Here is a 24,811-nt window from a genome sequence, read left to right as displayed (position 1 = left end):
CGGGCTAGCTATGCTCGAAATTTTTCGAGTATTCAATGCCACTGGGGTGTGCCAGAGGTATAGCGATACAAGACGATCTTGCCATTTGCTGCGTGCTTTAAACTCGGCAGCATATGCGATTTATTCGGCAGGTACACTTGTACGATCTTGGCTGCAGGGCCTTTCACGCATGCGCCAATATATTCTGCAAGTATTCTCGTCGGGTTAAGCCCGAGGTACCTCTGTGCCGGATACTGGGCTTTGGGGGGTAATGGCAGTACCTAATTTATTCTGTCGGGTTGCCAAGTAGCCTGATTGTTTTCAAGCCGGACCGAGTGAGTCTGTACGAAACCTCGTTCGGATTGTCCAGTATTGCCGCCTTTCTGGGTGGCTGTCTCGAACCGGTCGGTTTAGCTGGGCTTGTAGTTCACTTTTTGCCCTTTTGAATTTGGGGTTATGGCCTGCTGCCCGACTTGGTGTTTTCAATCAATGTCACGGGATGTGATCAGAGCAAATTATTAATTGAGAGGAAAGATGGCTTACAACTCGGATTATTTCGACCTTCGCAACTGGAAACTCACTTTGCCGGTTGATAGTAAGGGCAGCACCAGCGGTGTAGCCGTGGAAGTAGAGAATCTTGTGGGGTATGAGAACTCTAACTATTTTTACGATGCGTCTGATAAGGCCATGGTTTTCTCTGCCATGGTAAATGGTGCGACGACCAGCGGCTCCAAGTATCCGCGTTCCGAACTGCGCGAGATGAACGGGAGCGAGCGTGCCGCCTGGAAGCTCAGCGAGGGTGGCACCATGACGGCAACCCTCGAGGTGGACAAGGTTCCGCAAAAGTCCGATGGCAGCCCGGGTCGGGTGGTCGTTGGCCAGATTCATGGTCAGGACGAGGAACTTGTCCGTCTTTATTATGAAAACGGGAAGGTTTATTTTGTAAACGACCGAGCCGGCTCTAAGAATACCGAGACGACTTTCGCTCTCAAGGACGCCAATGGCAATGAGCCCAATGTGTCCTTGAACGAGAAGTTCTCCTACAAGATCGATGCCAAGGGTGATGAGCTTACGGTTGAAGTCCATGCCGATGGCAATACATACACCTCGACCAGCAATATCAGTTCCGTCTGGCAGTCGGATAAGTTTTACTTCAAGGCTGGGGCTTACTTGGGCGTCAATGACAGCAGCGGCTCGGGTAACGCTCAGGTATCCTTCTACGGCTTGGATTTCGCTCATACCAGTGGTGGCGGTCTTGCCGGTCTGCAGGAGCAGACTACGCAAAGCACCAGCACCAGCACCAGCACCAGCACCAGCACCAGCACTACGCCTAGCTCCGCGACTGACACCGAGAGCCAGTCCAGCAGCACTACCGGTAGTTCCAGTTCGACTTCCTCGACTTCTGCAACCCTGAAGGGTGACAATAAGGCCAATTCCCTTACCGGAACCAAAGAGAACGATGTCATCCGTGCAAATGGTGCGGATGACAAGTTATATGGCCGTGACGGCAACGATGAGTTGCATGGGAATAGCGGTAACGACAAGCTGTACGGAGATGCCGGTGACGATAAGCTCTATGGTACTGCCGGCGATGACGTGCTGCAGGGCGGGCCTGGTAAAGACTTGCTCGAAGGTGGCAGCGGTGCGGACAAGTTTGTATTCACCAGCCTCAAAGACGCTGGTGACACCATTACCGACTTCCGTTCGGGAGATGTGATTGATATTTCCTCACTGGTGGAGGATTTCTCCCGAGGCGGTGATGACATGTCTTTGAAAGATTTGAAATCCAATGGATTCATCGATTTTGAGAAAACTACCGATAATACTTATGAAGTGCACGTCGATGCCGACGGAGCTAAGGGGTCTGCCGCAGATGTCACTCTGGTGACGGTTGTCGGTGTCGATGACAGCGTGACGGATACCAGCGCGCTGATTGTCTGACGGCTATTTCGCTGCTTGCTGAAAAAGACCTCGTTTCAGTGTCATGAGTTTATTCGACTCGCTGATTCAGAGTGAAAGATGGGCAAGATCCAGTGTAAAATGTCTCGTCTCCCCTTGAAAAAGCGCTGCTTCATGCTGGCCAAGGGGTTTTTCAGCAGACTGCTAGAGCCGGAAAGAGGCAGGAAATGGATCTTTCCTGCCTACCCTCACAATGACCAGCCAACCTGCCTTTATCCTGCATAGCCGTCCCTACAGGGAAAGCAGCGTGCTGGCGGACTTCTTCACCCCGCAAGGGAGACTGCGTGCTGCGATGCGTTCCGCGCGCGGCAAATCTGGCAGTCTGGCTCGACCCTTCGTACCGCTGGAGCTGGTATTGCGCGGCCGGAGCGAGCTGAAGAGCGTCGCCCGCCTGGAAAGCAACGGCTCTCCCCGTTGGTTGACTGGCACCAGCCTGTTCGGCGGGCTCTACCTGAACGAGTTGTTGATCCGTCTTTTGCCTCCTGAAGATCCCTTTCCGTCCCTGTTCGAACATTACTCCCTGACCCTCGATGCATTGGCTGCTGGGCGTCCGCTGGAGCCGCTGTTGCGCGCCTTCGAATGGCGCCTGCTGGTGGAGCTGGGCTATGGTTTTTCCCTGGATCGCGATCTGAACGGCCAGTCCGTGCAGGTCCGAAGGCTCTACCGCTTGCTGCCGGATGTCGGACTGGAGCCCGTCGACCAGTTGCAGCCGGGCCTATTCAATGGTGGCGAACTGTTGGCGATGGCTGAGGCCGACTGGCGGTTTCCCGGTGCTCTGGCCGCGGCTAAGCGCCTGATGCGCCAAGCCCTGGTGCCTCATCTCGGCGGTCGGCCGCTGGTAAGCCGCGAACTCTTCACGAATCTCAAGGAGTCTTCCCGTGACTGAAGCCAACCGTATTCTGCTCGGCGTGAACATTGATCATGTGGCGACCCTGCGTCAGGCCCGCGGCACCCGCTATCCGGATCCGCTCAAGGCCGCACTGGATGCCGAGGAGGCCGGGGCTGATGGTATCACCGTGCATCTGCGCGAGGATCGCCGGCATATCCAGGAGCGCGATGTGCGGGTGCTCAAGGAGGTGCTGCAGACGCGGATGAACTTCGAAATGGGCGTCACCGAAGAGATGCTCGCCTTCGCCGAACTGATCCGCCCGGCGCACGCCTGTTTCGTCCCCGAGACCCGCCAGGAGCTGACCACCGAAGGAGGGCTGGACGTCGCCGGCCAGGAGGCACGCATTCGTGCCGCAGTGGAGCGCCTGGCGCGTATCGGCTGCGAGGTGTCACTGTTCATCGACGCTGAACCGCAGCAGATCGAGGCCGCTGCGCGCATCGGCGCACCGGCCGTCGAATTGCACACCGGACGCTATGCCGATGCGCACACCCCGGCGGAGACGGCGCGCGAGTTGGCGCGCATCCGCGATGGCGTGGAGTACGGCCTGAGTCATGGGTTGATCGTCAATGCCGGCCATGGTCTGCACTACCACAATGTTGAGCCGGTGGCGGCCATTCCGGGCATGCACGAGCTGAATATCGGTCATGCCATAGTCGCGCATGCCCTGTTCGTCGGCTTCAAGGCAGCAGTGCAAGAGATGAAGCTGCTGATGGTGGGCGCCGCGTCACGTCGCTAACGGCGAAACAGATTGAACAACAGGCTCGCCACCAGGCTGATCAGCAGCATGGAGGTGAAGGGGATGAAGAGTCCGCCGCGCTCCGTCTCGATGTGGATATCGCCCGGCAGGCGACCGAACCAGCTGAACAGCCAGGAGGCATGCTGCAGCGCGATGCCGGGCAGCAGCAGAGCCGCTCCGAGGATCATCAGCCAGCGGCTATACACTCGCCTCCTGCCGGTGAGGGGGAACGGGTTCAGGGCTTGCGGGCCAGCAGCACAGCACGGGTTGGTGCGGGCAGGCCTTCGACCGTTTTGCTTCGGTCGGCTGGATCGAGAAAGTCTGGCAGAGACTGGAAAGTCATCCATTCGGTGGCGCGTTGTTCCTCTACGGAGGTGACGGCGACATCCACGCAGCGCACTTCGACGAAGCCGGCGCGGCGCAGCCACAGTTCCAGGGCCGCCACCGAGGGCAGGAACCAGACGTTGCGCATCTGTGCGTAGCGGTCTTCTGGTACCAGTACGGTGCCGACATCGCCGTCGACCACCAGGGTTTCCAGCAACAGTTCGCCCCCCGAGTTCAGGCAATCCTTGAGCGCTAGCAGGTGGTCGATCGGCGAGCGACGGTGATAGAGCACACCCATGGAGAACACCGTATCGAAGCCTTCCAGCTTTTCCGGCAGGTCCTCGAGAGCGAGGGGCAGATGCCAGGCGGGCAGTTCCGGTAGGTAATGCCGGAGCGCGAGGAACTGGCAGAAGAACAGCCAGTTGGGATCGATGCCGATCACGCAGTCGGCACCGGCGCCGAGCATGCGCCACATGTAGTAGCCATTGCCGCAGCCGACATCGAGGATGCGCCGGCCGCGCAGATCCAGATGCGGAGCGACCCGCTGCCACTTCCAGTCCGAGCGCCACTCGGTATCGACGAATACGCCGAACAGCTCGAAGGGACCCTTGCGCCAGGGCGACAGGGCGAGCAGGGCCTGGCGCAGGGCTGTGCGGGTCTCTTCGTGGCAAGTACCGCTCAGGCTCACCCGCCCATTCAGCTCGATGCGCTCAGCCGTCAATGCGGGTAGGGCCTGCAATGCCGACTTCCAGCGTTGTAGGTCGCCATGGCTGCGGGTCAGCCGTTCGTCCAGCTCGGCCGGAAGGCTGTCGGCCCAGGCGGCTAGAGGGGTGCCGGCGAGGCGGCGGACGAGCGGGGACAAGTCGATCATGGCAGGGCGATCAGCGAGGCGAAGTTGAGACACTGGAACCAAGGCACCACCTTGCGAAAGCCGGCAGTTAGCAGGCGCTGGCGATGCTCCTCGAGGCTGTCCGGCTTCATCACGTTTTCGATGGCGCTGCGTTTCTGCGCGATCTCCAGTTCGCTGTAGCCGTTGGCTCGCTTGAAGGCGAGATGCAGGTCGCCGAGCAGGCCATGCTCCTCGGCATCGGAAAAGCGCAGCTTTTCCGAGAGGATCAGCGCCCCGCCCGGCAACAGGCTGTGGTGGATGCGGCCGAGCAGTTCCAGGCGCCGTTCCGGCGGAATGAACTGCAGGGTGAAGTTCATCGCTACCAGGGAAGCCGGCTCGAGCGCCAAGGCGAGGATGTCCGCCTCGACGGTTTCCACCGGCAGCAGTTCCTGGAACATGGAGTCCTGGGCATGCAGGTATTCGCGGCAGCGCTCAAGCATGGCCGGCGAGTTGTCCACCGCGATCACCCGGCAACCTTCGCTCTTCACATGGCGGCGCAGTGCCTGGCTGACGGCGCCGAGGGAGCAGCCGAGATCGTAGAGGCGGGTACCGGGCCGGGCGAATTGCGCGGCGAGCACGCCGATGTTCTCGACGATAGTCGGATAACCCGGCACTGAGCGCTTGATCATGTCCGGGAACACCCGGGCCACGTCTTCGTTGAAGGCGAAGTCCGGCACTTCGGCGAGTGGTCTGGCGAAGAGACGGTCGAAAGAGTGCTTCACAGGGTTTCCGAAACTGGGGGCAAGGCGCAGTATTTTAGCCAAGAGTGTCTCGCCCATACAGCGGAGCCGGGCAATGCGCGCAGGGCGGTCATTCGACGCTGATAGCGCAGTCGAAGACCTTTTCCGGTTCCCTGCCGGCTTCCCAAGGCCGTTGGTAGACCAGTAGCAGGCTGTCCTGGCCGGCCTGCACGGCCTGGAAACGCCAGGTCGATTGCCCAGCGCCGCCGACCACCCCCGACTCCTTCGCTTCGCTGTAGACCTCCGGACCCAGGCTGCGCAGTACCCGAGAGGCGGATTCGCGCATCTGCCAGCGGTAGCCGGTGGACGGGTTGCTGGGCAGCGTCAGTACCAGGTGCTGACGACTTTCCAGATGCAGCGGGCAGTCGTTGTCCCCCTCGAGGGTGACGGTGGAGTTGCCACCGTCGTGGGCACAGCCGGCCAGCCAGACGAGGCCGAGGGGCAGCAGATAGGGCAGGGCAAAGCGCATGCGAAGGGCTCCAGGCGAGGATGATGGGGGATCATAACCGGCCGGGTGGATGTCCGCAGAGAGCGGGCTCATGGCTACGATCCATGAAGCTGGCATCCACCATTGTTGGACAGGCCGGTCGGGCAAAAGGGAAGATGCACGGATGCGCAGGTGCCGGTACAGGACGATTCGGCGGTCGGGGGGAGTGGTCGGATGACGGGTGAGCAAGCGGAACGCAGAAGCAAGGGGTCTTCTATTTCGCGCGTCCTAAAAATCGTCGAGGCCGTCGCGCAGTCGGAGCAGGCGCTATCGCCGGCCGAACTGGCCTTCATGCTGGACATCCCCAAGCCCAGCATCCATCGCCTGCAGCAGCAGTTGCAGGCCGACGGCTACCTGCAGATGGATCTGCGCGGGCTGATTGTGCCCAGCGACCGCTTGCAGCGGATCGCCATGGGTAAGGCGCTGCGCCATTCGATCCTGCAGCGCGTGGCCAGGGAAACCGGCAAAACCTGCGGTATCGTCATCCCCGACGGCATCGACATGGTCTATTAGGATCGGGTGCAGAGCAACTGGCCGCTGCAGATCCATCTGCCGGTCGGCTCCCATGTTCCGATGTGGTGCTCGGCCAGCGGCAAGCTCTACTGAGCAGCTTCTCTAGGGCACACCGCCAGCAGATCCTGCGCAATCTGCCGCTCACGCGGCCGTCGCGCAATACCATCACCGATCCGCAAGAGCTGGAAACTGCCCTGCAGTCGATCGCCGAAACCGGCCTGGGAGTGGACAACGAGGAGTTCATCGACGGCATGGTGGCCTGCTCGGTACCATCCGTGGGCCGGAGGGCCGCCTGCATGCCTGCCTGCTCGTGCATGCGCCGACGCTGCGCAAGGAGCCTGGACGAACTCGAGGCGATGGAGCCGCTGCTGCGTCGTGCCGCGGACGAACTGGCCGAGCTGCTGCTCGAAGCGCGTCCGCAGGACGGCCCGCCATCGGCTTGAGCGTCCCGCGACTGCCCGATGAAGGGGTGAGTCGCGGGAGCGCTTTCACTTCAGGGGCGGCATCGAAAACTCGGTGCTTTCGCGCAGGCTGGCCAACGGCCGGCGCTGGGTGATGGTCTTGCGCCGGGTGTAGAAGCGCACCCCGTCCGGGCCGTAGGCGTGCAGGTCACCGAACAGCGAGCGCTTCCAGCCGCCGAAGCAGTGATAGGCCATTGGCACCGGCACGTTGATGCCCACCATGCCGACCTGGATGCGGTTGCTGAAATAGCGCGCCGCCTCGTCGTTGCGGATGTAGATGCAGGTGCCGTTGCCGTATTCGTAGGCATCGATCAGCGGCATGGCTTCCTCCAGGCTCGATACTCGTATCACCTGCAACACCGGGCCGAAGATTTCCGCGCGGTAGCTGTCCATCTCTGGGCTCACCAGGTCGAGCAGGGTGCCGTTTTCGTCGCTGAACAGAGCATAGCGAACAGTGCCAGGGCGGGAGCAAGGACCAGAACACTGATCCCCCGGTAGGCGAGACACATGAGTAGAACGAGGGATAGGACTATCCCGGTGATGGCGAGCATAGCGTTTTACTTTGTTTTTTGTTTAAAACGATATTTTTTGTATCGTTATTTGTGATTTATCTTGTATCAAGCCGGATTTCGAGGAAGACAGGACAGCCTTGCCCGTCAGCCTGGCCTTGGCTGCGGAGGAGCGGGAGGAGGGCGAAGGATGGCGCCGGGAGGACCGGCGCCGGGGTGGGAGGCAAGGTGGACAGGGCTGTCCGTCAGATGGATCAGGGCTTGTCGTGGGGGAACAGCACTCTGGCCACGTCCGAGAAGGTCCTGGCGAAGTGCACGGTGAGGCCTTCCCTGAGGTAGGCTGGCAGCTCCTCGAAATCGCCGCGGTTGGCCTCCGGCAGGACCAGTTCGAAGATCTTCTGCCGGCGGGCGGCGATCACTTTCTCGCGGACTCCGCCGATGGCCAGCACCTGGCCGGTGAGGGTCAGTTCGCCGGTCATTGCCACGTCCTTCTTCGGCGCCTGGTTGCGAGCCAGCGACAGCAGGGCGCTGGCCATGCTGATGCCGGCGCTGGGACCGTCCTTGGGCGTGGCGCCCTCCGGCACGTGCAGGTGGACGAAGGCCTGGTCGAAGAAGGTCGGGTCGCCCTTGTACTGCTTGAGGTGCGAACTGACGTAGCTGTAGGCGATTTCCGCCGATTCCTTCATCACCTCGCCGAGCTTGCCGGTCAGCTTGAAGCCGCGGTTCAGGGTGTGGATGCGCGTCGCCTCGATCGGCAGGGTGGCGCCGCCCATGCTGGTCCAGGCCAAGCCGGTGATGATGCCGACGCCCTCCAGGCGCCGCTCCTTGCGGAATGGCGGCATGCCCAAATAGTCCTCAAGATCCCTGGGGCCGACCTTCAGCCTGGCTTCGGGGGCTTCCAGCAGCTTGACCACCGCCTTGCGCACGATCTTGCCCAGTTGTTTCTCCAACTGGCGCACGCCGGCCTCGCGGGCGTAACCCTCGATCACCGCCTTCAGCGCGCTGTCGCTGATCGACAGGCGGTTCTTCGGCACGCCGGCCTTTTCCAACTGGCGCGGCCACAGATGACGCTTGGCGATGGCGAACTTCTCCTCGGCGATGTAGCCGGACAGACGGATCACCTCCATGCGGTCGAGCAGGGGGCCGGGGATCGAGTCCAGGGTGTTCGCCGTGCAGACGAACAGCACCTTGGACAGGTCCAGGCGCAGGTCCAGATAGTGGTCGAGGAAGGCTGCGTTCTGCTCGGGGTCGAGGGTTTCCAGCAGCGCCGAGGCCGGATCGCCGTGATGGCTGGCGCCCAGTTTGTCGATCTCGTCGAGCATGATCACCGGGTTCATCACCTCGACGTCCTTCAAGGCCTGCACGAGCTTGCCCGGTAGCGCGCCGATATAGGTGCGCCGGTGGCCCTTGATCTCCGCCTCGTCGCGCATGCCGCCGACGCTGAAGCGATAGAAGGGCCGGCCGAGGGATTCGGCAATCGATTTGCCGATGCTGGTCTTGCCGACGCCGGGCGGACCGACCAGCAGCACGATGGAGCCGGCGATCTCGCCCTTGAAGGCGCCGACGGCGAGGAACTCAGTGATCCGCGCCTTGATATCGTCCATTCCGGCGTGGTGCTTGTCGAGCACCTTGCGGGCATGGGCCAGGTCGAGCCGGTCCTTGCCGTAGACGCCCCAGGGGATGCTAGACGCCCAGTCCAGGTAATTGCGGGTGACCGCGTATTCCGGCGAGCCGGTTTCGAGGATCGACAGTTTGTTGAGTTCCTCGTCGATGCGCTTGCGCGCCGCCGCCGGCACAACCTTGCCTTCCAGGCGGGCACGGAACTCGTCGGCGTCGGCGCTTTTGTCATCCTTGGTGATGCCCAGCTCGCGCTGGATGATCTTCAACTGCTCCTTGAGGAAGAACTCGCGCTGGCGCTCGCCGATCTGGCGGTTGACTTCGGCGGACAGCTCGTTCTGCAGGCGCGCGACCTCGACTTCCTTGCGCAGCAGCGGCAAGACTTTTTCCATGCGCTTGAGCACCGGCACGGTATCCAGCACTTCCTGCAGCTCGGCGCCCGGCGCGGTGGTCAGCACGGCGGCGAAGTCGGTCAGGGGCGAGGGCTCGTTGGGGCTAAAGCGGTTTAGGTAGTTCTTCAGCTCTTCGCTGTACAGGGGGTTAAGCGGCAGCAGTTCCTTGATCGCGTTGATCAGCGCCATGCCGTAGGCCTTGACCTCGTCGCGCGGGTCCTGGGCGCTCTTCGGATAATCGACCTCGACCAGATAGGGCGGCTTGCGGCTCAGCCAGCCACGGATGCGCACCCGCGCCAGCCCCTGGGCGACGAACTGCAGTTTGCCGCCTTCCTGGCTGGCGTGATGCACGCGCACCAGGGTGCCGTGCTCGGGCAGCTTGTCCGGGTCGAAGTCCTCGGCATTCTCCGGCGGCGGGTCCATGTAGAACAGCGCCAGGCTGTGCTGCGGTGTCTTGACCACGCGTTTGAGGGTTTCCGCCCAGGGATCGGGGTTGACCACCACCGGTAGCACCTGAGCAGGGAAAAACGGGCGGTTGTGGATCGGAATGACGTACACCTGTTCGGGCAGAGTCTGCTCGGGCAGGACAAGACTGTTGGCCGCGGTTTTTTCGTCGACGATCTCGGGCGCAATTTCCTGGTCGTTCATGACTCACCTTGTCTAGCAACTTTGTTGACTAGATGGGGTGGTGGCGCGGCTTTTTCAATCGATGGATAGCGCGTCATTCGGGGCTTAATTGTTATGATATAACGTGTTAAATTCACCACCCAGACGTGGGCGGGAGCGTCTGCCCCGGCCTTCACCATCCGTATTCTGGAGATTTGTATGAAGCGCCATTCCCTCGCCTGGACCCTCGGACTGAGCCTGGTCCCGGCCATCGGGGCGAGCGAGCCGCTGGAGCTGGAGTCCACCGTGGTCAGCGCCAGCGCCCTGGCTAAGACGCCTCACGAAATGACCACCCCGGCCGAGGTTCTGGAAGGCGACGAACTGGTCTTGCGCCGCGAGGCAACCCTTGGCGAGACCCTGGAGAGCTTGCCCGGCGTACGCTCGGCGAGCTTCGGCGCCGGGGTTGGGCGGCCGATGATCCGCGGCCAGCAGGGTGCGCGGGTGAAGATGTTGAGCGATGGCGTGGATGTGCTCGACGCCTCGAATATCAGCCCGGACCACGCGGTGAGCAGCGAGCCGCTGATGGCCGAGCGCATCGAGGTGCTCAAGGGACCGGCGACCCTGCTCTACGGCGGCGGTGCGATCGGCGGGGTGGTCAACGTGATCGACAAGAAGGTGCCTACCCATGTCCCGGAAAACGGCTACGAGGGCGAGCTGGAGCTGCGTGCTAACAGCGTGGCCAACGAGGGTTCCGGCGTGTTTGGCATCACTGCCGGCAGCGGCAACTTCGCGGTGCGCGTCGAGGGGGTCAAGCGCCAGGCGGACGATTACGAGATCCATGGCTCGCCGAGCAAGCAGGATGGCTCGTACAACGACACCGATACTTTCAGCCTGGGCACCAGCTTCGTCGGCGAGCGCGGCTACCTCGGCGTGGCCTTCACCGAGCAGAACAATCGCTATGGCCTGCTCGGTCACCAGCACGCCGATTGCCACCTCGACGGGCCGGCCTGGCATTGCGGCGGGCATGAGGATGAACACGGGGAGGAACACGAAGACGAGGAGCATGAGGATCACGACGACCATGACCATGAGGGAGAAGGCGTGCCCTACGTGGATCTCCGTCAGTATCGCTGGGACCTGCGCGGCGAACTCCAGGACCCGCTGCCTGGCTTCGAGCTGGCGCGCCTGCGCGTCGCCCATAGCGATTACCGCCATGAGGAGGTCGAGGGGGGGCAGGTCAGTACCCGCTTCGACAATGACGCCAGCGACGCACGTCTGGAGTTGACTCACCAGCCGCTGTTCGGCTGGCGTGGCGTGCTCGGCGGACAGACTCTGCGCCGCGACTTCAGGGCCAGCGGCGAGGAGGCCTACGTGCCGCCGACCATCACCCGCAACCATGCGCTGTTCCTGATCGAGGAATACACCGACGGCGCTTGGCGCTATGAACTGGGCCTGCGCCACGAATGGCAGGACATCGAGGCCGAGGGGCGACCGGACAAGGACCACCGCGGCACCTCGTTCTCCGCCGGCGCGGTGTGGAACTTCGCACCGGACTACTCGCTCGGCTTCTCGCTAAGCCGTTCGCAACGTTTGCCCAGTGCCGAGGAGCTCTACGCCGACGGCCCGCATGCGGCGACCCGCACCGTCGAACTGGGCGACACCGAACTGGACGAGGAAACCTCGCGCAACCTCGAGCTGACCCTGCGCAAGTTCGCCGGGCGCACCACCTTCAGCTTCACTCTCTATCGCAATCAGGTGGACGACTACATCTATGCCGCCGATACCGGGCGCGACATCGGCTCCGGCTACCGGGAGATCGAGTACCGGCAGCAGGACGCGCTGTTCACCGGCGTCGAGGGCGAGGTGCGCTTCCAGGCCACCGACGCCACGGCCCTGACCCTATTCGGTGACCATGTGCGCGGCAAGCTGCTCGATGGCGGCGGCGACCTGCCACGGATTCCCGCAGGGCGCCTCGGTATGCGCCTGGACCATGGTTTCACTTCCAGCCTCGACGGCCAACTAGAGTTCTATCGGGTGAATCACCAGCATCGCCTGGCCGATTTCGAGACCGAGACGTCCGGCTACAGCATGCTGGGCGCCAGCCTCATCTACCATGGCGCGCTCCGGCGTACCGATTACCAGGTCTATCTCAAGGGAGACAACCTGCTGGACGAGAAGGCCCGCGACCACAGCTCCTTCATTAAGGACGACGTGGTGCAGCCTGGACGCAACCTGACCTTGGGGCTGCGGATGACGTTCTGAATCTAGCGCGACTGGCCTCTTGCCGCTTGCTATCGTCTAATCCGGGAATGGCGAGAAGGAGGTGCACGATGTTCAAAGCCAGTCGGGTTTTGCAGGGTAATGTGCTCGACACCAGCACCGGAGAATTCTTTCCACTCATCAGTGCCAACTATTGCGTTGACGAAGCGGCTTGGCTGAACGAGCTGCTGCCGCTGGCCGATCCCGGCGAGGCCGGCATCGCGGCGATCCGCGAGCGGGCCCGGGCACTGATCGAGGCGGTGCGCCGCCGCGGCAATGTGGAGGACACCCTGGATGCCCTGCTGCGCGAATACAGCCTGGACACCCAGGAAGGGCTGATGCTCATGTGTCTGGCCGAAGCACTGCTGCGGGTACCTGATTCGGCCACCGCCGAGGCGCTAATCCGCGACAAGCTGAGTGCGGCGCAGTGGGCGCAGCACCTTGGCCACAGCGACAACCTGCTGGTCAACTTCGCCGCCTGGGGCCTGCTGATGACCGGCCGGCTGGTCAGTCCGGAAAGCTCCGACGGCCGGCCGAAGAAGGTGATCGGCCGGCTGTTGCAGCGCTCCGGCGAGCCGGTGATCCGCGCCGCGCTAAACCAGGCGATGAAGCTGATGGGCAACCAGTTCGTCCTTGGCCGCAACATCGCCGAGGCGTTGCGCAATGCGCGCCGGGCCCGTGAGCGGGGCTACAGCTATTCCTTTGACATGCTCGGCGAGGCGGCCCTGACCGAGGCGGCCGCCGAACGCTTCCTGAACGATTACCGCCTGGCGATCGAGGCGCTTGGTCGCGAGCCGCAGGTTGGCGGCGGACCGCGGCCGTCGATCTCGATCAAGCTCTCGGCACTGCATCCGCGCTACGAAGCGGCGCAGCGCCGGCGGGTGCTCGCCGAGCTGTTCGCCAGCGTACGTGAACTGGCCGAACTGGCCCGCTCGCTGAACGTCGGCATCACCATCGATGCCGAGGAAGCCGACCGGCTGGAGCTGTCCCTGGAGCTGTTCAAAAAGCTGCTCTGCGATCCGGCGATTCGTGGCTGGGGCGAGTTCGGCCTGGTGGTGCAGGCTTATTCCAAGCGCGCCCTGCCGGTACTGGTCTGGCTGACCCTGCTCGGCCGCGAGCTGAATACACGCATTCCGGTGCGTTTGGTCAAGGGTGCCTACTGGGACAGCGAAATCAAGCAGTGCCAGGTGCAAGGGCTGGAGGGCTATCCGGTGTTCACCCGCAAGGAAGGGACCGACACCTCGTACTTGGCCTGTGCCCGCTACCTGCTCGGCGAGCACTGCCGCGGAATGCTCTATCCGCAGTTCGCCACCCACAACGCGCATACCGTTTCCTGCATTCTGGCCATGGCCGAGACCCATCCGCCGCATGATTTCGAATTCCAGCGCCTGTACGGCATGGGCGATGCCCTGTACGACTGCCTCCTCGAACAACAGCAGGTGCAGGTACGCATCTACGCGCCGGTGGGGGAACACCGCGAGCTTTTGCCTTATCTGGTCCGCCGCCTGCTGGAAAACGGCGCCAATTCCTCGTTCGTGCACCGGTTGGTCGATCCGCGGATTCCGGTGGAGGCGTTGATCGGGCATCCGGTGGAGCAGTTGCGCCGCTGCAGCGGCCCGGCCAACCCGCGCATTCCGCTGCCCGTGGATATCCACGGGGCGGGGCGGAAGAATTCGCAAGGCATTAACCTGAACGTGCGCAGCCAATGGGAGCCGTTCGAGCGGGCCTTGCGGGTGCAACTGGAACATCGCTGGCAAGCAACGCCTCTGGTCGATGGCCAGGTTCTCGCCGGCGAGGTGCACGAAGTGCGCAGCCCCCAGGATCTCGATCGGGTGGTGGGCACCGTCTGGTTCGCCGGGGCGGAGTTGGTCGAGCGGGCCATGGCGCGACTCGCCGCCGCCTGGCCGCGCTGGAACGCCACACCGGTGGAGCGGCGGGCCGCCATTTTCGAGCGGCTCGCCGACCTGCTCGAGGAGCACCGCACCGAGCTGGTGGCACTGTGCATCCTGGAGGCCGGCAAGACCATCCAGGACAGCCTCGACGAGGTGCGCGAGGCGGTCGATTTCTGCCGCTACTATGCCCAGCAGGCGCGCCTGACCCTGAGGCGCACGGAGCTCAGGGGGCCGACCGGCGAGCGTAACGAGCTTTTCTACGAGGGGCGCGGCCTGTTCGTCTGCATCAGTCCGTGGAACTTCCCCCTGGCGATCTACCTGGGGCAGATCGTTGCCGCCCTGGTCGCCGGCAACTGCGTGCTGGCCAAGCCGGCCGAGCAGACCAGCCTGATCGCCGCTCGCGCGCTCGAATTGCTGTTCGCCGCCGGCCTGCCGAAGGAGGCGATAGCTTTCCTGCCCGGCGACGGCCCTGCTCTGGGCGCCGCCTGCTGCGCCGATCCTCACCTAGCTGGGGTCTGTTTCACCGGCTCCACGGAAACCGCGCGGCTGGTCAATCGCCGCCTGGCCTGGCGCGACGGTCCGCTGGTCACCCTGATCGCCGAGACCGGCGGGCAGAACGTGATGATCGTCGACTCCACCGCGCTGCCCGAACAAGTGGTCAAGGATGCCCTGCATTCGGCCTTCACCAGCGCCGGGCAGCGCTGCTCAGCGCTGCGCGTGCTCTACCTGCAGAACGAAATCGCCGGACCGGTGATCGAACTACTGCGGGGCGCCATGGCCGAGCTGCGGGTCGGTCTGCCGCAGCGCCGCGACACCGATGTCGGGCCGCTGATCGACACCCAGGCACGCCAGGCACTGCTCGAGCATGTCGATCTGCTCAAGGGCGAGAAGCGCCTGCTCGCCGAAGCGGGACTGGAGCCCGCTCTGAACGGCCATTTCCTGGCCCCGCTGGCCTTCAAGATCGACGGCATCGGCGAACTTAGGAAGGAGCACTTCGGCCCCATCCTGCACGTGGCGCACTATGCCGCAGAGGATCTGGAACAGGTGGTCGCGGCGATCAATGCCAGCGGTTATGGCCTGACCCTGGGCGTGCACAGCCGCAACGAGGCGACCGCCCGGCGCATCGAGGCCCTGACACGGGTCGGCAACCTCTATGTCAACCGCAACCAGATCGGCGCGGTGGTCGGCGTCCAGCCTTTCGGCGGCTGCGGCTTATCCGGTACCGGGCCGAAGGCCGGCGGACCGAACTATCTGCTGCGCTTCGTACATGAGCGCTCCACCGCGATCAATACCGCTGCGGTGGGCGGCAATGCCTCGCTGCTGTCCCTGACCGAGAAAGAGTGAAACTGCGCCTTCCCGCCGGGGCGAGGAAGGCGGCTGCTGTTCAGTTCCGCGCGCTCGCCGGCACTTGGCAGAGGCTGTTCTGTCCCCGCAGATAGGGCTGCAGGATCGGCGCCATGCCCTTGAGCACCTGTACCGGCAATGCCGAGGTGAAGCGGAACTTTTCCGCGGCGCGACCGGGAACGTAGGCGGTGAGGGTGCCGAAGTGGTTCGGGCCGAGGTAGAAGACGAAGGTAGCGGTGCGGTTCAGTGCCTGAGAGCTGATTACATAGCCACCGCGAGCGACCCGCTGGATACGGTTGTCGCCGGTGCCGGTCTTGCCGCCGATGGTCAGGGGCTTGCCATCGGCCTGCTGGAAGCTGCCGAACAGGCGTCGTGCCGTGCCGTTTTCCACCACCTGGGCGAGAGCGCCGCGCAGGGCTGCCGCGACCTCCGGGGCCAATACTCGGCGGGCACGACCGGGGGCGAGGCCGAGACGGGTTTCGTAGGGGGTGTCGACGGCGAATTCCAGGTTGTCGATGCGTACCACCGGCAGGCGCATGCCATCGTTGAGGATGATACCCATCAGCTCGGCGAGCGCCGCCGGGCGATCTCCCGAACTGCCCAGGGCGGTGGCCAGCGAAGGCACCAGATGGGGGAAGGGATAGCCGAGCTGCTGCCAGCGCTGGTGGATATCGAGGAAGGCCTCGACCTCCACCATGGTGCGGATGCGGCTGTCCCGAGCGCTGCGATGCCGGCTCTTGAACAGCCAGCCGTAGACTTCTTGGCGCTCGTCACGGCTGGCTTCCACTACCTCTTGGTAGCTGGCCGCCGGGTGCTGAGTCAGATAGCCCAGCAGCCACAGGTCAAGGGGATGAACCCGGGCGATGTAGCCCTGGTCGGGCAAGCTGTAGGCGCCCGGGCCGTAGCTGCGGTAGAGGCTGTCGAGACGTTTCTCGGTGAGGGTGCGGTCGTTCGGCAGGTGGGCGCGCAGGAAGGTGTCGAAGGTGGCGCGGTCGCTCTGCGGCAACAGGTAGCGGTGCACCGCGGCGAGTCGCACCGACGTGACGCGCAGGCCTTCGAGGAAGGTGGCCAGGCGCTCGTCGCTGTTCTTGCCCCGGTACTTGTTCCAGAAGCGGCGCAGGTAGACCGTGCCCTCGCGGTCGGCGAAGCGGGTCAGGTATTCCAGGCGGCGCGGGTCCTGGTCATCCTTGAGTAGGGCGACGCTGTTGTTCGGCGACTGGTAGATGGTGTAGCGGACGATGTCGCGCAGCAGACGCACGAAAGGCAAGTTGATCGAGTCGCGCAGAGCTTCGCGCATGGTCGGCCGGCGTCCGTTGTCCACCCTGTTGAAGTTGGTGAAGGTGTGCAGGCCGCCACCGGTGAAGAAGCTCTCTCCGGGGCTCGCCGAGTAGCGCCGCTCGAGGGCCGCGTCCAGCATGGCCGTCAGGGTTCCGCCGGGATTCGCCATCAGCCACTCGATGGCCCACTGGGTCAGGAAATCCAGCGGCTCGGTCTGGGCCCTGGCTGCCTGCAGGGCGGCCCGTTCCTGTCCGGCGAAACGCGCGTGCAGCTCGGCGATGATTTCCAGATAGGTGGTCAGCACCCGCAGCTTGGCGGTCGAGCCCAGCTCCAGCTTGCTGCCTTCGTTGATATCGAAGGGCTGTGTGGTGCTGTCGGTCTGCACCCGCACGAGGAAGCTGTCGCCACTGCGTTCGAACAGCGTGAAGCTGTAGCGCACTTCGGCAGTTTTTTCTGGCGATAGCAGGCGTTCGCCGAACAGACCAATGCTTTCGGCGAACGCCGGATCGGCCAGTTGGCTCAGATAGCGGGTGACCGCATCCTGCAGTTCACCCTGCAGGGGCGTGCTGGCGGACAGGTCGAAACGGTCGAGGTCGTACAGCGAGCGCTGCAGCAGGGTAGCCAGGCGGCTGCGGGCGACACTGATGCCCTTGGTGGTTTCGACAGGTTGGACCACGGGCTCCTGCATCCAGTCACGGAACACGGCGCGCTGGGCGAGGGCGGCCTCGGCCAGCACGGGGTCGAGCAGGCCGCCCTTGCGCAGCAGGCGGATGTGGCTGTCGGTGAGGGTGGCCAGTTCTGCGCGGCCGGCGATCAGGTAGTGGGAGGGGCGACGCTGGGCGATCAGCAGCGAAAGCACTTGGCGCAACGCCAGGCCGCGCTCGGCCGGATCGGCTTCCGCTGAGGCGAGCAGCCGGTTGACCTGTGTGAAGTCGGTGCCGTACCAGACCCGCAGGCCGTCGGCCAGGCCGTGCACTTCGCCGTAGCCCGGCGCGGCGGCGAGCGGCACGCTGTTCAGGTAGTCGCGCACCACGTTCCGCCGGGCCTCCATCGTCTGCGCTCCATCCTGGTAGGCACGCACGCTGGCAGAGAACATCTGCCGCAGTTTTTCCATCGCCGAGTCGGTCAGGCCATCCGGCGAGTGGCGGTATTTCTCGATCTGCGTGGCCAGGGTGCTGCCGCCGGCCGTCTGGCCGGATAGACCGAACATCTCGCGAACCTGCGAGAGCGCGGCCTTGGCGAAGCGTGGCCAGTCCACCGCGGGGTTGGCCAGTGGCTGCGACGGGTCGAGCAGATGGCGGTTTTCGATGAACAGCAGGCTATGCACCACCAGCGGCGGAATACCGGCATAGCTGGAATAAAATTGCCTCGGTAGGCGGTAGCTGTAGAGCGGCATGCCGCGGCAGTCGCTGATGGTCAACCCGGCCTGGGGTTTTTCCGCGTAGGGCGGGAACAAGCGGCGGCGGCTGTATTCCAACAGTGGTTGGGAGAAGCGTGCCTGGCGGGTGATCTCGAAGCCCCGCTGTTCGAGCCGCGGTAGCCATTCGGGCAACGCCGTGTAGCCCAGGCGGCGATCGTAGGGGCCGTATTCCGGAAAGTGGATCGCCGGGCTCGGACCATCGCCCACGGAGTAGCCGAGGGTCGCCGCGTAGCGGCTCAATTCCCGCGACTGCAGGCGCGAAGTCTGCAATTCGAAATAGAGCAGTACGCCAAGTACAGCGGCGCCGGCCAGCACCAAGAACCAGACCAGCAGGCGCCAACGCAACTGATGGGAAGGCGGGGGCGCGGAGGTCGGCAGGTCGCGCTCGGAGAGTGCGGATCGCTGTTCATCTCGCTGCCAAATTACACCCATATCGACCTGTACCTGGCGTTTCCCGCCTGTCTGCTTGTCCGTCGGATAATTAGCTTAGCCGTTGCCCGATGGCGCCGGGGAGCCTCTTTTGCCAGCCTTTTGTGCTTCATCTCTCTTTGTCGCGGAGGAGCGATCCTTCTGTGCCGCACTGACCCCCTCGAGAGTGGAGAAGGAGGTGTCCTTGGCAGTCAGCAGGAAGTCGCGCATGAAGGGGGCGTCCAGCATGTCGGCGCGGATCGCCGCATACAGCGTGGCGTGCAGGCCCTTTTCGCCGAGCCGCCTGGCGGTGACGTAACCGCGCGAGCTGTACTCGTGCAGCGCCCAATTCGGCAGGCTGCAGACCCCGCGTCCGGAGGCCACGAGCTGCAGCATCATTACCGTCAGCTCGGCGGTGCGCACACCGGCCGGTTCGATATCGGCCGGGTCGAGGAAGCGTGTGAATATGTCCAGGCGATCACGTTCCACAGGGTAGTGGATTAGCACTTCCTCGGCTAGGTCAGCAGGTCGGATGTATGCCTTGGCAGCCAGCGGGTGCTGGTTGGCCACGGCCAACAACGCCTCGTAGGTGAACAGCGGCACGTAGGCGATGCCGGGCATCTCCAGAGGATCGGAAGTCACCACCAGATCGAGATCGCCGCGCGCCAAGGCCGGCAGGGGCGCGAAGGGGAAACCGGAGGCGAGATCCAATTCGACTTCGGGCCAGGCATCGCGGAACTGGTCGATGGTCGGCATCAGCCACTGGAAGCAACTGTGGCATTCGATGGCCATGTGCAGGCGGCCGGCGGTTCCACCGGCGAGGCGCGCCAGGTCTCGTTCGGCGCTGCGCAACTGGGGTAGCAGGGTATCGGCCAGTTGCAGCAGACGCAGGCCGGCACTGGTGAAACGCAGCGGTTTGGTCTTGCGTACGAACAGCTGCAGGCCGAGGCGCTCCTCCAGTTCCTTGAACTGGTGGGACAACGCCGACTGGGTCAGATGCAGACGCTCGGCGGCCTCCACCAGACTCTCGGCCTCGCGCAGGGCGTGCAGGGTACGCAGGTGGCGCAGCTCGAGCATAAGAGGACCCCATGAAAATTTATAAAGTTAATCAAGAATAATCGGAGTTTGTCTCATGCTAGAGGCCTTGTCGACAATGCCGCCTTCACTGATATGGAGGAAGGCGCATTGTCCTGTCTCACACCCTCGGATTCCCGAGCATCGGTCGCAATCGTGAATTGAAACAGGCCCTCGAAGCCTATTGGCAGGGCCGGCTGGACGAGGCCGGTCTGCGTGCGGTCGGCCGCTCGCTGCGTGCGTCCTATTGGCGGATGCAGCGGGATGCCGGCATTGAGCTGCTGCCGGTCGGCGATTTCGCCTGGTACGACTAGGTACTCGCCCATTTGCTGCTAGTCGGCGCGATTCCCCCGCGCTTGGCGGATCGGCCTGGATACCCTGTTCGCCATGGCGCGCGGCACCCGGGCGCTGGAGATGACCAAGTGGCTCGATACCAACTATCTGGTCCCCGAATTCAGCGCCGACCAAGAGTTCCGGCTGAGCTGGGAGCAGTTGTTCGAGGCGGTGGCCGAGGCTCATCAGTCGGGATACAAGGTCAAGCCAGTACTGCTCGGCCCCTCGACCTATCTTTGGCTGGGCAAGGCTCGGGACGACGCGTTCGACCGGTTTGAACTGCTCGAACGGCTGCTGCCGGTCTATGGTGAGATTCTCGGCCGATTCGCCACGCTGGGTGTGGAGTGGGTGCAGATCGACGAGCCGATCCTGGTGCTGGACCTGCTCCAGGCCTGGAAAAACGCTTTCGAGCGTGCCTATCACTCGCTCCAGTAGACGCCGCCGAAAAAGTTGCTGGCGACCTATTTCGGCGCACTGGAGGACAACCTCGGCCTGGCGGCGAACCTGCCGGTCGGTCCGTGCCCCGCAGCAACTGGCCGGCGTGCTCGACCGTCTGCCAGCGTACAAGGTACTGTCCCTCGGCATGGTCGACGGCCGTAATATCTGGCGCTGCGATTTGGAGCAGGCCCTGCGGTCGCTGCGCCTGGTAGCCGAACGCTTCGGCCAGCGGCTGTGGGTAGCGCCATCCTGTTCGCTGTTGCACTGTCCGATGGATCTGGCCCGGTAGAACGGGCTCGACGAGGAGCTGAAGAGCTGGCTGGCCTTCGCCGTGCAGAAATGCACCAAGGTGGCCATCCTGGCCAGAGCCGTGGAGACGCCCAGGGCACCCGAGGTGCAGGCGGCGCTGGTGAAGAGTCGGAGTGCTCGGGAGACGCGTCGAAGCGCCCCGCGTATCCACAAGCCGGCCGTGCAGACCCGACTGCGCGGTATCGACGAAGGTGACTGGCGCCGGCCGACGACATTCGCCAAGCGTATCGTCAAATAGCATGCGCAGCTCGGTCTGCCGTTGTTCCCCACTACTACTATCGGTTCCTTCCCGCAGAGCGCCGAGATTCGCCAGGTGCGCCAGGCTTTCCGGCGTGTGGAGCTGGACGAATCCGGTTATGAGGCAGCGATGTGGGTACAGATCCGCCTGGCGATCGAGGTGCAGGAGCGTCTCGGGCTGGATGTGCTGGTGCACGGCTAGGCCGAGCGCAACGATAGAGTCGAGTATTTCGCCGAGCAACTGGGTAGCTATGCCTTCACCCATTCCGGCTGGGTGCAGAGCTATGGCTCGCGTTGCGTCAAGCCGGCACTGATCGTGGGCGATATCCAACGGACGCGACCGATGACGGTGGAGTGGATACGCTATGCCCAGAATCTCATCGACAAGCCGGTGAAGGGCATGCTCACCGGTCCCGTGACCATGCTGATGTGGTCCTTCCCGTGCGAAGACCTGCCGCGCGAGCAGCAGGCGCTGCAATTGGCCCTGGCGATCCGCGACGAAGTGCAAGATTTGGAGGCCGCCAGCGTCCGCATCGTACAGATCGACGAGGCGGCTTTGCACGAGGGATTGCCGTTGCGCCAGGCCGAGCGCAGGCATTACCTGGACTAGGCGGTTCGAGCCTTCCGCCTGTGCAGTTCGGGGGGGGGGCGACGAAACCCAGATCCACACCCACATGTGCTACAGCGAGTTCAACGACCTGATCGAGGCCATGGCGGCGCTGGATGCCGATGTCCTCTCCATCGAGGCTTCGCGTTCGCAGATGGAACTGCTCGAGGTTTTCGAGGCGTTCGCCTATCCCGGCGAGGTTGGTCCCGGTATCTACGACATCCATTCACTGCGCGTTCCTGACCGGGAGGAGGTACTCGCACTGTTGCGACAGGCCGCCGAACGCATCCCTCCAGAACCCCTGTGGGTGAATCCCGACTGCGGCCTGAAGACTCGCAGTTGGACGGAAGCCGAAGCGGCGCTAGCGAACATGGTGGCCGGAGTGCGGGCATTGCATGCGTCCCGGCTGCAGGTGAGCGAGAACAGCGCCTGAGCGGACGAAGGGAGAGTGGTTGCTCGTCAATCTTCATCAAATTGTCACGGTTCTGTGGTAACGCGCCCGAACGAATATCCGCACAATTTTGATCAGATGGAGTTTTGTTTTCCGGGTATTTGCGATGCGCATATTGTTCTTTTGGGTTGTCATGCTGTGCAGCCTGCCGAGTTTGGCGGCATCTCGCTGCGATCTTCAGGCGCCGACTGCCCTGGCCGATGTGGGGCCAGTGCAACTGGCCTACCAGAGCATCGGCCGTGAAACCGATCCGGCCTTGGTGCTGGTCATGGGGCTGGGTGGCCAGTTGATCGATTGGCCCGACGAGGTGCTGCTCGGCCTATGCCGGCAGGGCTTCCGGGTCATCCGGTTCGACAACCGCGACGTTGGTCTCTCCGCCTGGCGGCAGGAAGTGCCCAAAGCCAGCTTGACCTACGGGGTGCTGCGCCACCGGCTCGGGCTGCCAGTGTCCGCCCCCTATGCCCTGCGTGACATGGCCCGGGACACGCTGGGGCTGATGGCGCGGCTGCAAGTGCCGCGTTTCCATGTGCTCGGTGTCAGCATGGGCGGCATGATCGCCCAACATATGGCCGATCTGGCTCCGGAACGGGTACGAAGCCTGACTCTGATCATGACCAGTTCCAGTGCACTGGGTTTGCCGGGGCCTAGCGCGGCGCTGCTGAAGCTACTGGCGCAACGCGAGGCCGGCAGCCGCGAGGTGGCAATCGAGCGCCAGGTCGAACTGCTCGCCGCGCTGAGCAGCCCGCAGGTCGAAATCGACCGCGAACAGCTCAGGCGCCAGGCTGCGACGGCCTACGACCGCGCCTTCAATCCGGAGGGGGTCAAGCGGCAAATCCTCGCCGTCCTGGCCGAACCCAGTCGCGTCGAACTGCTCGAGCGCCTCCACTTGCCTACCCTGGTGGTGCACGGGACTGCCGACCCGTTGCTGCCGGTGATGCATGGCGTGCATGTCGCCGCGCATGTACGGGGCAGCGAGCTACGATTGATCCCCGGCCTGGCCCACCGTTTTCAGGAGGCCTTCAAAGAGCCGTTGCTGGCGGCGGTGCTGCCGTATCTGCGCAGTCAGCGTCGGGAAGCCCTGGCTCGGTTGTAGGCACGCATGGCCTGACGGCTGGCCGCTCGCTCAGATACTCGGCGAGCCGCCGCTGTGCGGCTGGCGGCAGCAGGAGGCCGAGTTTGGTGCGCCGCCAGAGGATGTCGTCGGCCTGCTCGGCCCATTCCTCGCGGCACAGGTAATCGACTTCTCGGCCGTACAGTCCGCCGCCCAGGTGTTCACCGAGGTCGGTTGCCTGAGTAGCGCCTTCGAACAGGCGATAGGCACGGCTGCCGTAGGTCTGGGCCCAGCGCTGGGCGAGCCCGTCGGGTAGCCAGGTGAACTCTTGCAGCAGGGTGCCTGCCAATACATCCGGATCCTCCAGCTCTTCGCCGCCGGGCAATGCGGTGCCGGCGGTCCAGCTCGGCTTCATGGGCGGCAGGAAGGGAGCTAGTTGTTCTAGCGCTGTCTCGGCGAGCCGGCGATAGGTGGTCAATTTGCCGCCGAAGACCGAGAGCAGGGGAGCTTGGCCTGGTCCGGCGGACAGGTTGAGGCTGTAGTCGCGGGCGATGGCGGCCGGGTCATGGGACTCATCGTCGAGCAGTGGGCGCACACCGGAGAAGCTGTGGCGAATGTCGCTACGTTGCAGGGGGCGCTTGAAATGGGCGTTGACCACTCGCAGCAGGTAGTCGATCTCGGTTTCGCTGATATTCACTTCGGCAGGGTCGCCGGCGAACTCCCGGTCGGTGGTGCCGATCAGGCTGTAACGCTGTAGGTAGGGAATGACGAAGACGAGGCGCCTGTCCTCGTTCTGCAGAATGTAGGCTTCGTTGCCTTCGTACAGCCGCGGTGCGATCAGGTGGCTGCCCTGAACCAGGCGGATGCGCCGGGGCGGACTCTGGTGCAGGACATCCTCGATGAAGCGGGTCACCCACGGGCCGGTGGCGTTCACCAGAGCCCGGGTCTGGACAGTGGAGCGGTGGCCGTCGGCCCGTTGCAATTCGATCCGCCAGATGCTCTGCTGGCGTTGCGCGGAAAGGCAGCGGGTGCGGGGACAGACGATCGCGCCCCTTTCTCTTGCGGCCATGGCGTTGAGCACTACTAGGCGGGCATCGTCCACCTGGCAGTCCGCGAACTCGAAACCGCGGCGGATTTCCGGTTTAAGCGGGCTGTCCGCTGCGAAGCGTACCGCCTGCGAGGCGGGCAGTTGCCCGTGGCCGCTCAGATGGTCGTAGAGGAACAGGCCGAGCCGGATCATCCAGGCCGGTCGCAACTGAGGGCGTAAGGGAAGTAAAAAGCGCAGCGGCCGAACGATATGGGGAGCCTTGGCCAATAATATTTCGCGCTCGGCCAGGGCTTCGCGTACCAGGCGGAATTCGCCCTGCTCGAGATAGCGCAGACCGCCGTGGATCAGTTTGCTGCTGGTGGAGGAGGTGTGTGCGGCCAGATCGTGCTGTTCGCACAACAGCACACGCAGGTCACGTCCGGCGGCATCGGCGGCAATGCCGACGCCATTGATACCACCACCGACCACGACCAGGTCGTAGAGTGGGGGGGCGGAAGAGAGGGAGGCTAGGGAGTTATTATCCATTTCGGCTAAGGTAACGGCTCTATGGTCTCATTTTCC

Annotated in this window: 16 protein-coding genes and 2 pseudogenes; 9 read left to right on the top strand and 9 right to left on the bottom strand. The window is 63.7% G+C overall.

Features of this window, described 5'->3' with window-relative positions; genetic code table 11:
• The first annotated feature begins 513 nt into the window (after positions 1-513).
• The 3 genes from ACGI6K_RS15745 to pdxJ all read left to right on the top strand — a co-directional run bounded on the left by ACGI6K_RS15745 (position 514) and on the right by pdxJ (position 3,563).
• Complete coding sequence (locus ACGI6K_RS15745; protein ID WP_376948478.1) at positions 514-1,920, top strand: polysaccharide lyase family 7 protein; 1,407 nt, start codon at positions 514-516, stop codon at positions 1,918-1,920.
• 211 nt (positions 1,921-2,131) lie between these two features.
• Entirely contained in the window at positions 2,132-2,824 is a 693-nt protein-coding gene (recO, locus tag ACGI6K_RS15740; RefSeq protein WP_376948476.1) for a DNA repair protein RecO, read from the top strand.
• Positions 2,817-3,563, top strand: coding sequence for a pyridoxine 5'-phosphate synthase (gene pdxJ, locus ACGI6K_RS15735; RefSeq protein ID WP_376948474.1), 747 nt, complete (start codon positions 2,817-2,819; stop codon positions 3,561-3,563). Before recO ends, pdxJ begins: the two co-directional genes overlap by 8 nt.
• On the opposite strand, the gene ACGI6K_RS15730 is transcribed toward pdxJ, so the two are convergent.
• From ACGI6K_RS15730 to ACGI6K_RS15715, 4 genes are all read right to left on the bottom strand, one after another.
• Positions 3,560-3,769, bottom strand: coding sequence for a DUF2905 domain-containing protein (locus tag ACGI6K_RS15730; RefSeq protein WP_376948472.1), 210 nt, complete (start codon positions 3,767-3,769; stop codon positions 3,560-3,562). The two genes, pdxJ and ACGI6K_RS15730, sit on opposite strands and share 4 nt — an antisense overlap.
• Positions 3,770-3,798: 29 nt before the next feature.
• Positions 3,799-4,758, bottom strand: coding sequence for a tRNA 5-methoxyuridine(34)/uridine 5-oxyacetic acid(34) synthase CmoB (gene cmoB, locus ACGI6K_RS15725; protein ID WP_376948470.1), 960 nt, complete (start codon positions 4,756-4,758; stop codon positions 3,799-3,801).
• Positions 4,755-5,498 (bottom strand): carboxy-S-adenosyl-L-methionine synthase CmoA, encoded by a 744-nt coding sequence (cmoA, locus tag ACGI6K_RS15720; protein WP_376948468.1) that lies wholly within the window; start codon positions 5,496-5,498, stop codon positions 4,755-4,757. Before cmoA ends, cmoB begins: the two co-directional genes overlap by 4 nt.
• Before the next feature lie 88 nt (positions 5,499-5,586).
• Entirely contained in the window at positions 5,587-5,985 is a 399-nt protein-coding gene (locus ACGI6K_RS15715) for a protease inhibitor I42 family protein (RefSeq protein ID WP_376948466.1), read from the bottom strand.
• A 192-nt stretch (positions 5,986-6,177) separates the two neighbouring features.
• Here ACGI6K_RS15715 and ACGI6K_RS15710 point away from each other — a divergent pair, with 192 nt between their 5' ends.
• Both ACGI6K_RS15710 and ACGI6K_RS15705 read left to right on the top strand, forming a co-directional pair.
• Positions 6,178-6,516, top strand: a complete 339-nt coding sequence (locus ACGI6K_RS15710; protein WP_376948464.1) for a helix-turn-helix domain-containing protein — start codon at positions 6,178-6,180, stop codon at positions 6,514-6,516.
• A 62-nt stretch (positions 6,517-6,578) separates the two neighbouring features.
• Positions 6,579-6,959 carry an IclR family transcriptional regulator domain-containing protein gene (locus ACGI6K_RS15705; RefSeq protein WP_376948462.1) on the top strand — a complete coding sequence of 127 codons (381 nt, stop codon included), beginning with the start codon at positions 6,579-6,581 and terminating at the stop codon, positions 6,957-6,959.
• 45 nt (positions 6,960-7,004) lie between these two features.
• Here the strand turns inward: ACGI6K_RS15705 and ACGI6K_RS15700 are convergent.
• Together ACGI6K_RS15700 and lon are read right to left on the bottom strand one after the other, a co-directional pair.
• Positions 7,005-7,400: pseudogene (locus tag ACGI6K_RS15700) on the bottom strand (aldehyde dehydrogenase family protein); the annotation flags it as partial.
• A gap of 340 nt (positions 7,401-7,740) precedes the next feature.
• Positions 7,741-10,143: an endopeptidase La gene (gene lon / locus ACGI6K_RS15695; RefSeq protein ID WP_376948460.1), complete on the bottom strand. Its 2,403-nt coding sequence runs from the start codon at positions 10,141-10,143 to the stop codon at positions 7,741-7,743.
• 171 nt (positions 10,144-10,314) lie between these two features.
• Here lon and ACGI6K_RS15690 point away from each other — a divergent pair, with 171 nt between their 5' ends.
• Positions 10,315-12,363, top strand: a complete 2,049-nt coding sequence (locus tag ACGI6K_RS15690) for a TonB-dependent receptor (RefSeq protein WP_376948700.1) — start codon at positions 10,315-10,317, stop codon at positions 12,361-12,363.
• A 68-nt stretch (positions 12,364-12,431) separates the two neighbouring features.
• Positions 12,432-15,596 (top strand): bifunctional proline dehydrogenase/L-glutamate gamma-semialdehyde dehydrogenase PutA, encoded by a 3,165-nt coding sequence (putA, locus tag ACGI6K_RS15685; protein ID WP_376948458.1) that lies wholly within the window; start codon positions 12,432-12,434, stop codon positions 15,594-15,596.
• Between the two features lie 40 nt (positions 15,597-15,636).
• Here putA and ACGI6K_RS15680 read toward each other — a convergent pair whose 3' ends face one another.
• Complete coding sequence (locus tag ACGI6K_RS15680; RefSeq protein ID WP_376948456.1) at positions 15,637-18,726, bottom strand: transglycosylase domain-containing protein; 3,090 nt, start codon at positions 18,724-18,726, stop codon at positions 15,637-15,639.
• A 54-nt stretch (positions 18,727-18,780) separates the two neighbouring features.
• Entirely contained in the window at positions 18,781-19,779 is a 999-nt protein-coding gene (gene metR / locus ACGI6K_RS15675) for a transcriptional regulator MetR (RefSeq protein WP_376948454.1), read from the bottom strand.
• A 107-nt stretch (positions 19,780-19,886) separates the two neighbouring features.
• Here metR and metE point away from each other — a divergent pair.
• Both metE and ACGI6K_RS15665 read left to right on the top strand, forming a co-directional pair.
• Positions 19,887-22,133: pseudogene (metE, locus tag ACGI6K_RS15670) on the top strand (5-methyltetrahydropteroyltriglutamate--homocysteine S-methyltransferase).
• 124 nt (positions 22,134-22,257) lie between these two features.
• Complete coding sequence (locus tag ACGI6K_RS15665; RefSeq protein WP_376948452.1) at positions 22,258-23,244, top strand: alpha/beta fold hydrolase; 987 nt, start codon at positions 22,258-22,260, stop codon at positions 23,242-23,244.
• Here the strand turns inward: ACGI6K_RS15665 and glpD are convergent.
• Entirely contained in the window at positions 23,171-24,775 is a 1,605-nt protein-coding gene (gene glpD, locus ACGI6K_RS15660) for a glycerol-3-phosphate dehydrogenase (protein WP_376948450.1), read from the bottom strand. The two genes, ACGI6K_RS15665 and glpD, sit on opposite strands and share 74 nt — an antisense overlap.
• Positions 24,776-24,811: the final 36 nt, after the last annotated feature.

This window comes from Azorhizophilus paspali (assembly GCF_043587585.2).
Classification (GTDB): domain Bacteria; phylum Pseudomonadota; class Gammaproteobacteria; order Pseudomonadales; family Pseudomonadaceae; genus Azotobacter; species Azotobacter paspali.
Note: the sequence above shows the minus strand (reverse complement) of the source record. Positions and strands in the feature narration are given on the sequence as shown.

Excerpts from the sequence above, each read along its gene's own strand:
- ACGI6K_RS15745 (WP_376948478.1), top strand. The coding sequence starts at position 514 with ATGGCTTACAACTCGGATTATTTCGACCTTCGCAACTGGAAACTCACT.
- recO (WP_376948476.1), top strand. The coding sequence starts at position 2,132 with ATGACCAGCCAACCTGCCTTTATCCTGCATAGCCGTCCCTACAGGGAA.
- cmoB (WP_376948470.1), bottom strand. The coding sequence starts at position 4,758 with ATGATCGACTTGTCCCCGCTCGTCCGCCGCCTCGCCGGCACCCCTCTA.
- ACGI6K_RS15715 (WP_376948466.1), bottom strand. The coding sequence starts at position 5,985 with ATGCGCTTTGCCCTGCCCTATCTGCTGCCCCTCGGCCTCGTCTGGCTG.
- ACGI6K_RS15710 (WP_376948464.1), top strand. The coding sequence starts at position 6,178 with ATGACGGGTGAGCAAGCGGAACGCAGAAGCAAGGGGTCTTCTATTTCG.
- lon (WP_376948460.1), bottom strand. The coding sequence starts at position 10,143 with ATGAACGACCAGGAAATTGCGCCCGAGATCGTCGACGAAAAAACCGCG.
- putA (WP_376948458.1), top strand. The coding sequence starts at position 12,432 with ATGTTCAAAGCCAGTCGGGTTTTGCAGGGTAATGTGCTCGACACCAGC.
- ACGI6K_RS15680 (WP_376948456.1), bottom strand. The coding sequence starts at position 18,726 with ATGGGTGTAATTTGGCAGCGAGATGAACAGCGATCCGCACTCTCCGAG.
- metR (WP_376948454.1), bottom strand. The coding sequence starts at position 19,779 with ATGCTCGAGCTGCGCCACCTGCGTACCCTGCACGCCCTGCGCGAGGCC.
- ACGI6K_RS15665 (WP_376948452.1), top strand. The coding sequence starts at position 22,258 with ATGCGCATATTGTTCTTTTGGGTTGTCATGCTGTGCAGCCTGCCGAGT.
- glpD (WP_376948450.1), bottom strand. The coding sequence starts at position 24,775 with ATGGATAATAACTCCCTAGCCTCCCTCTCTTCCGCCCCCCCACTCTAC.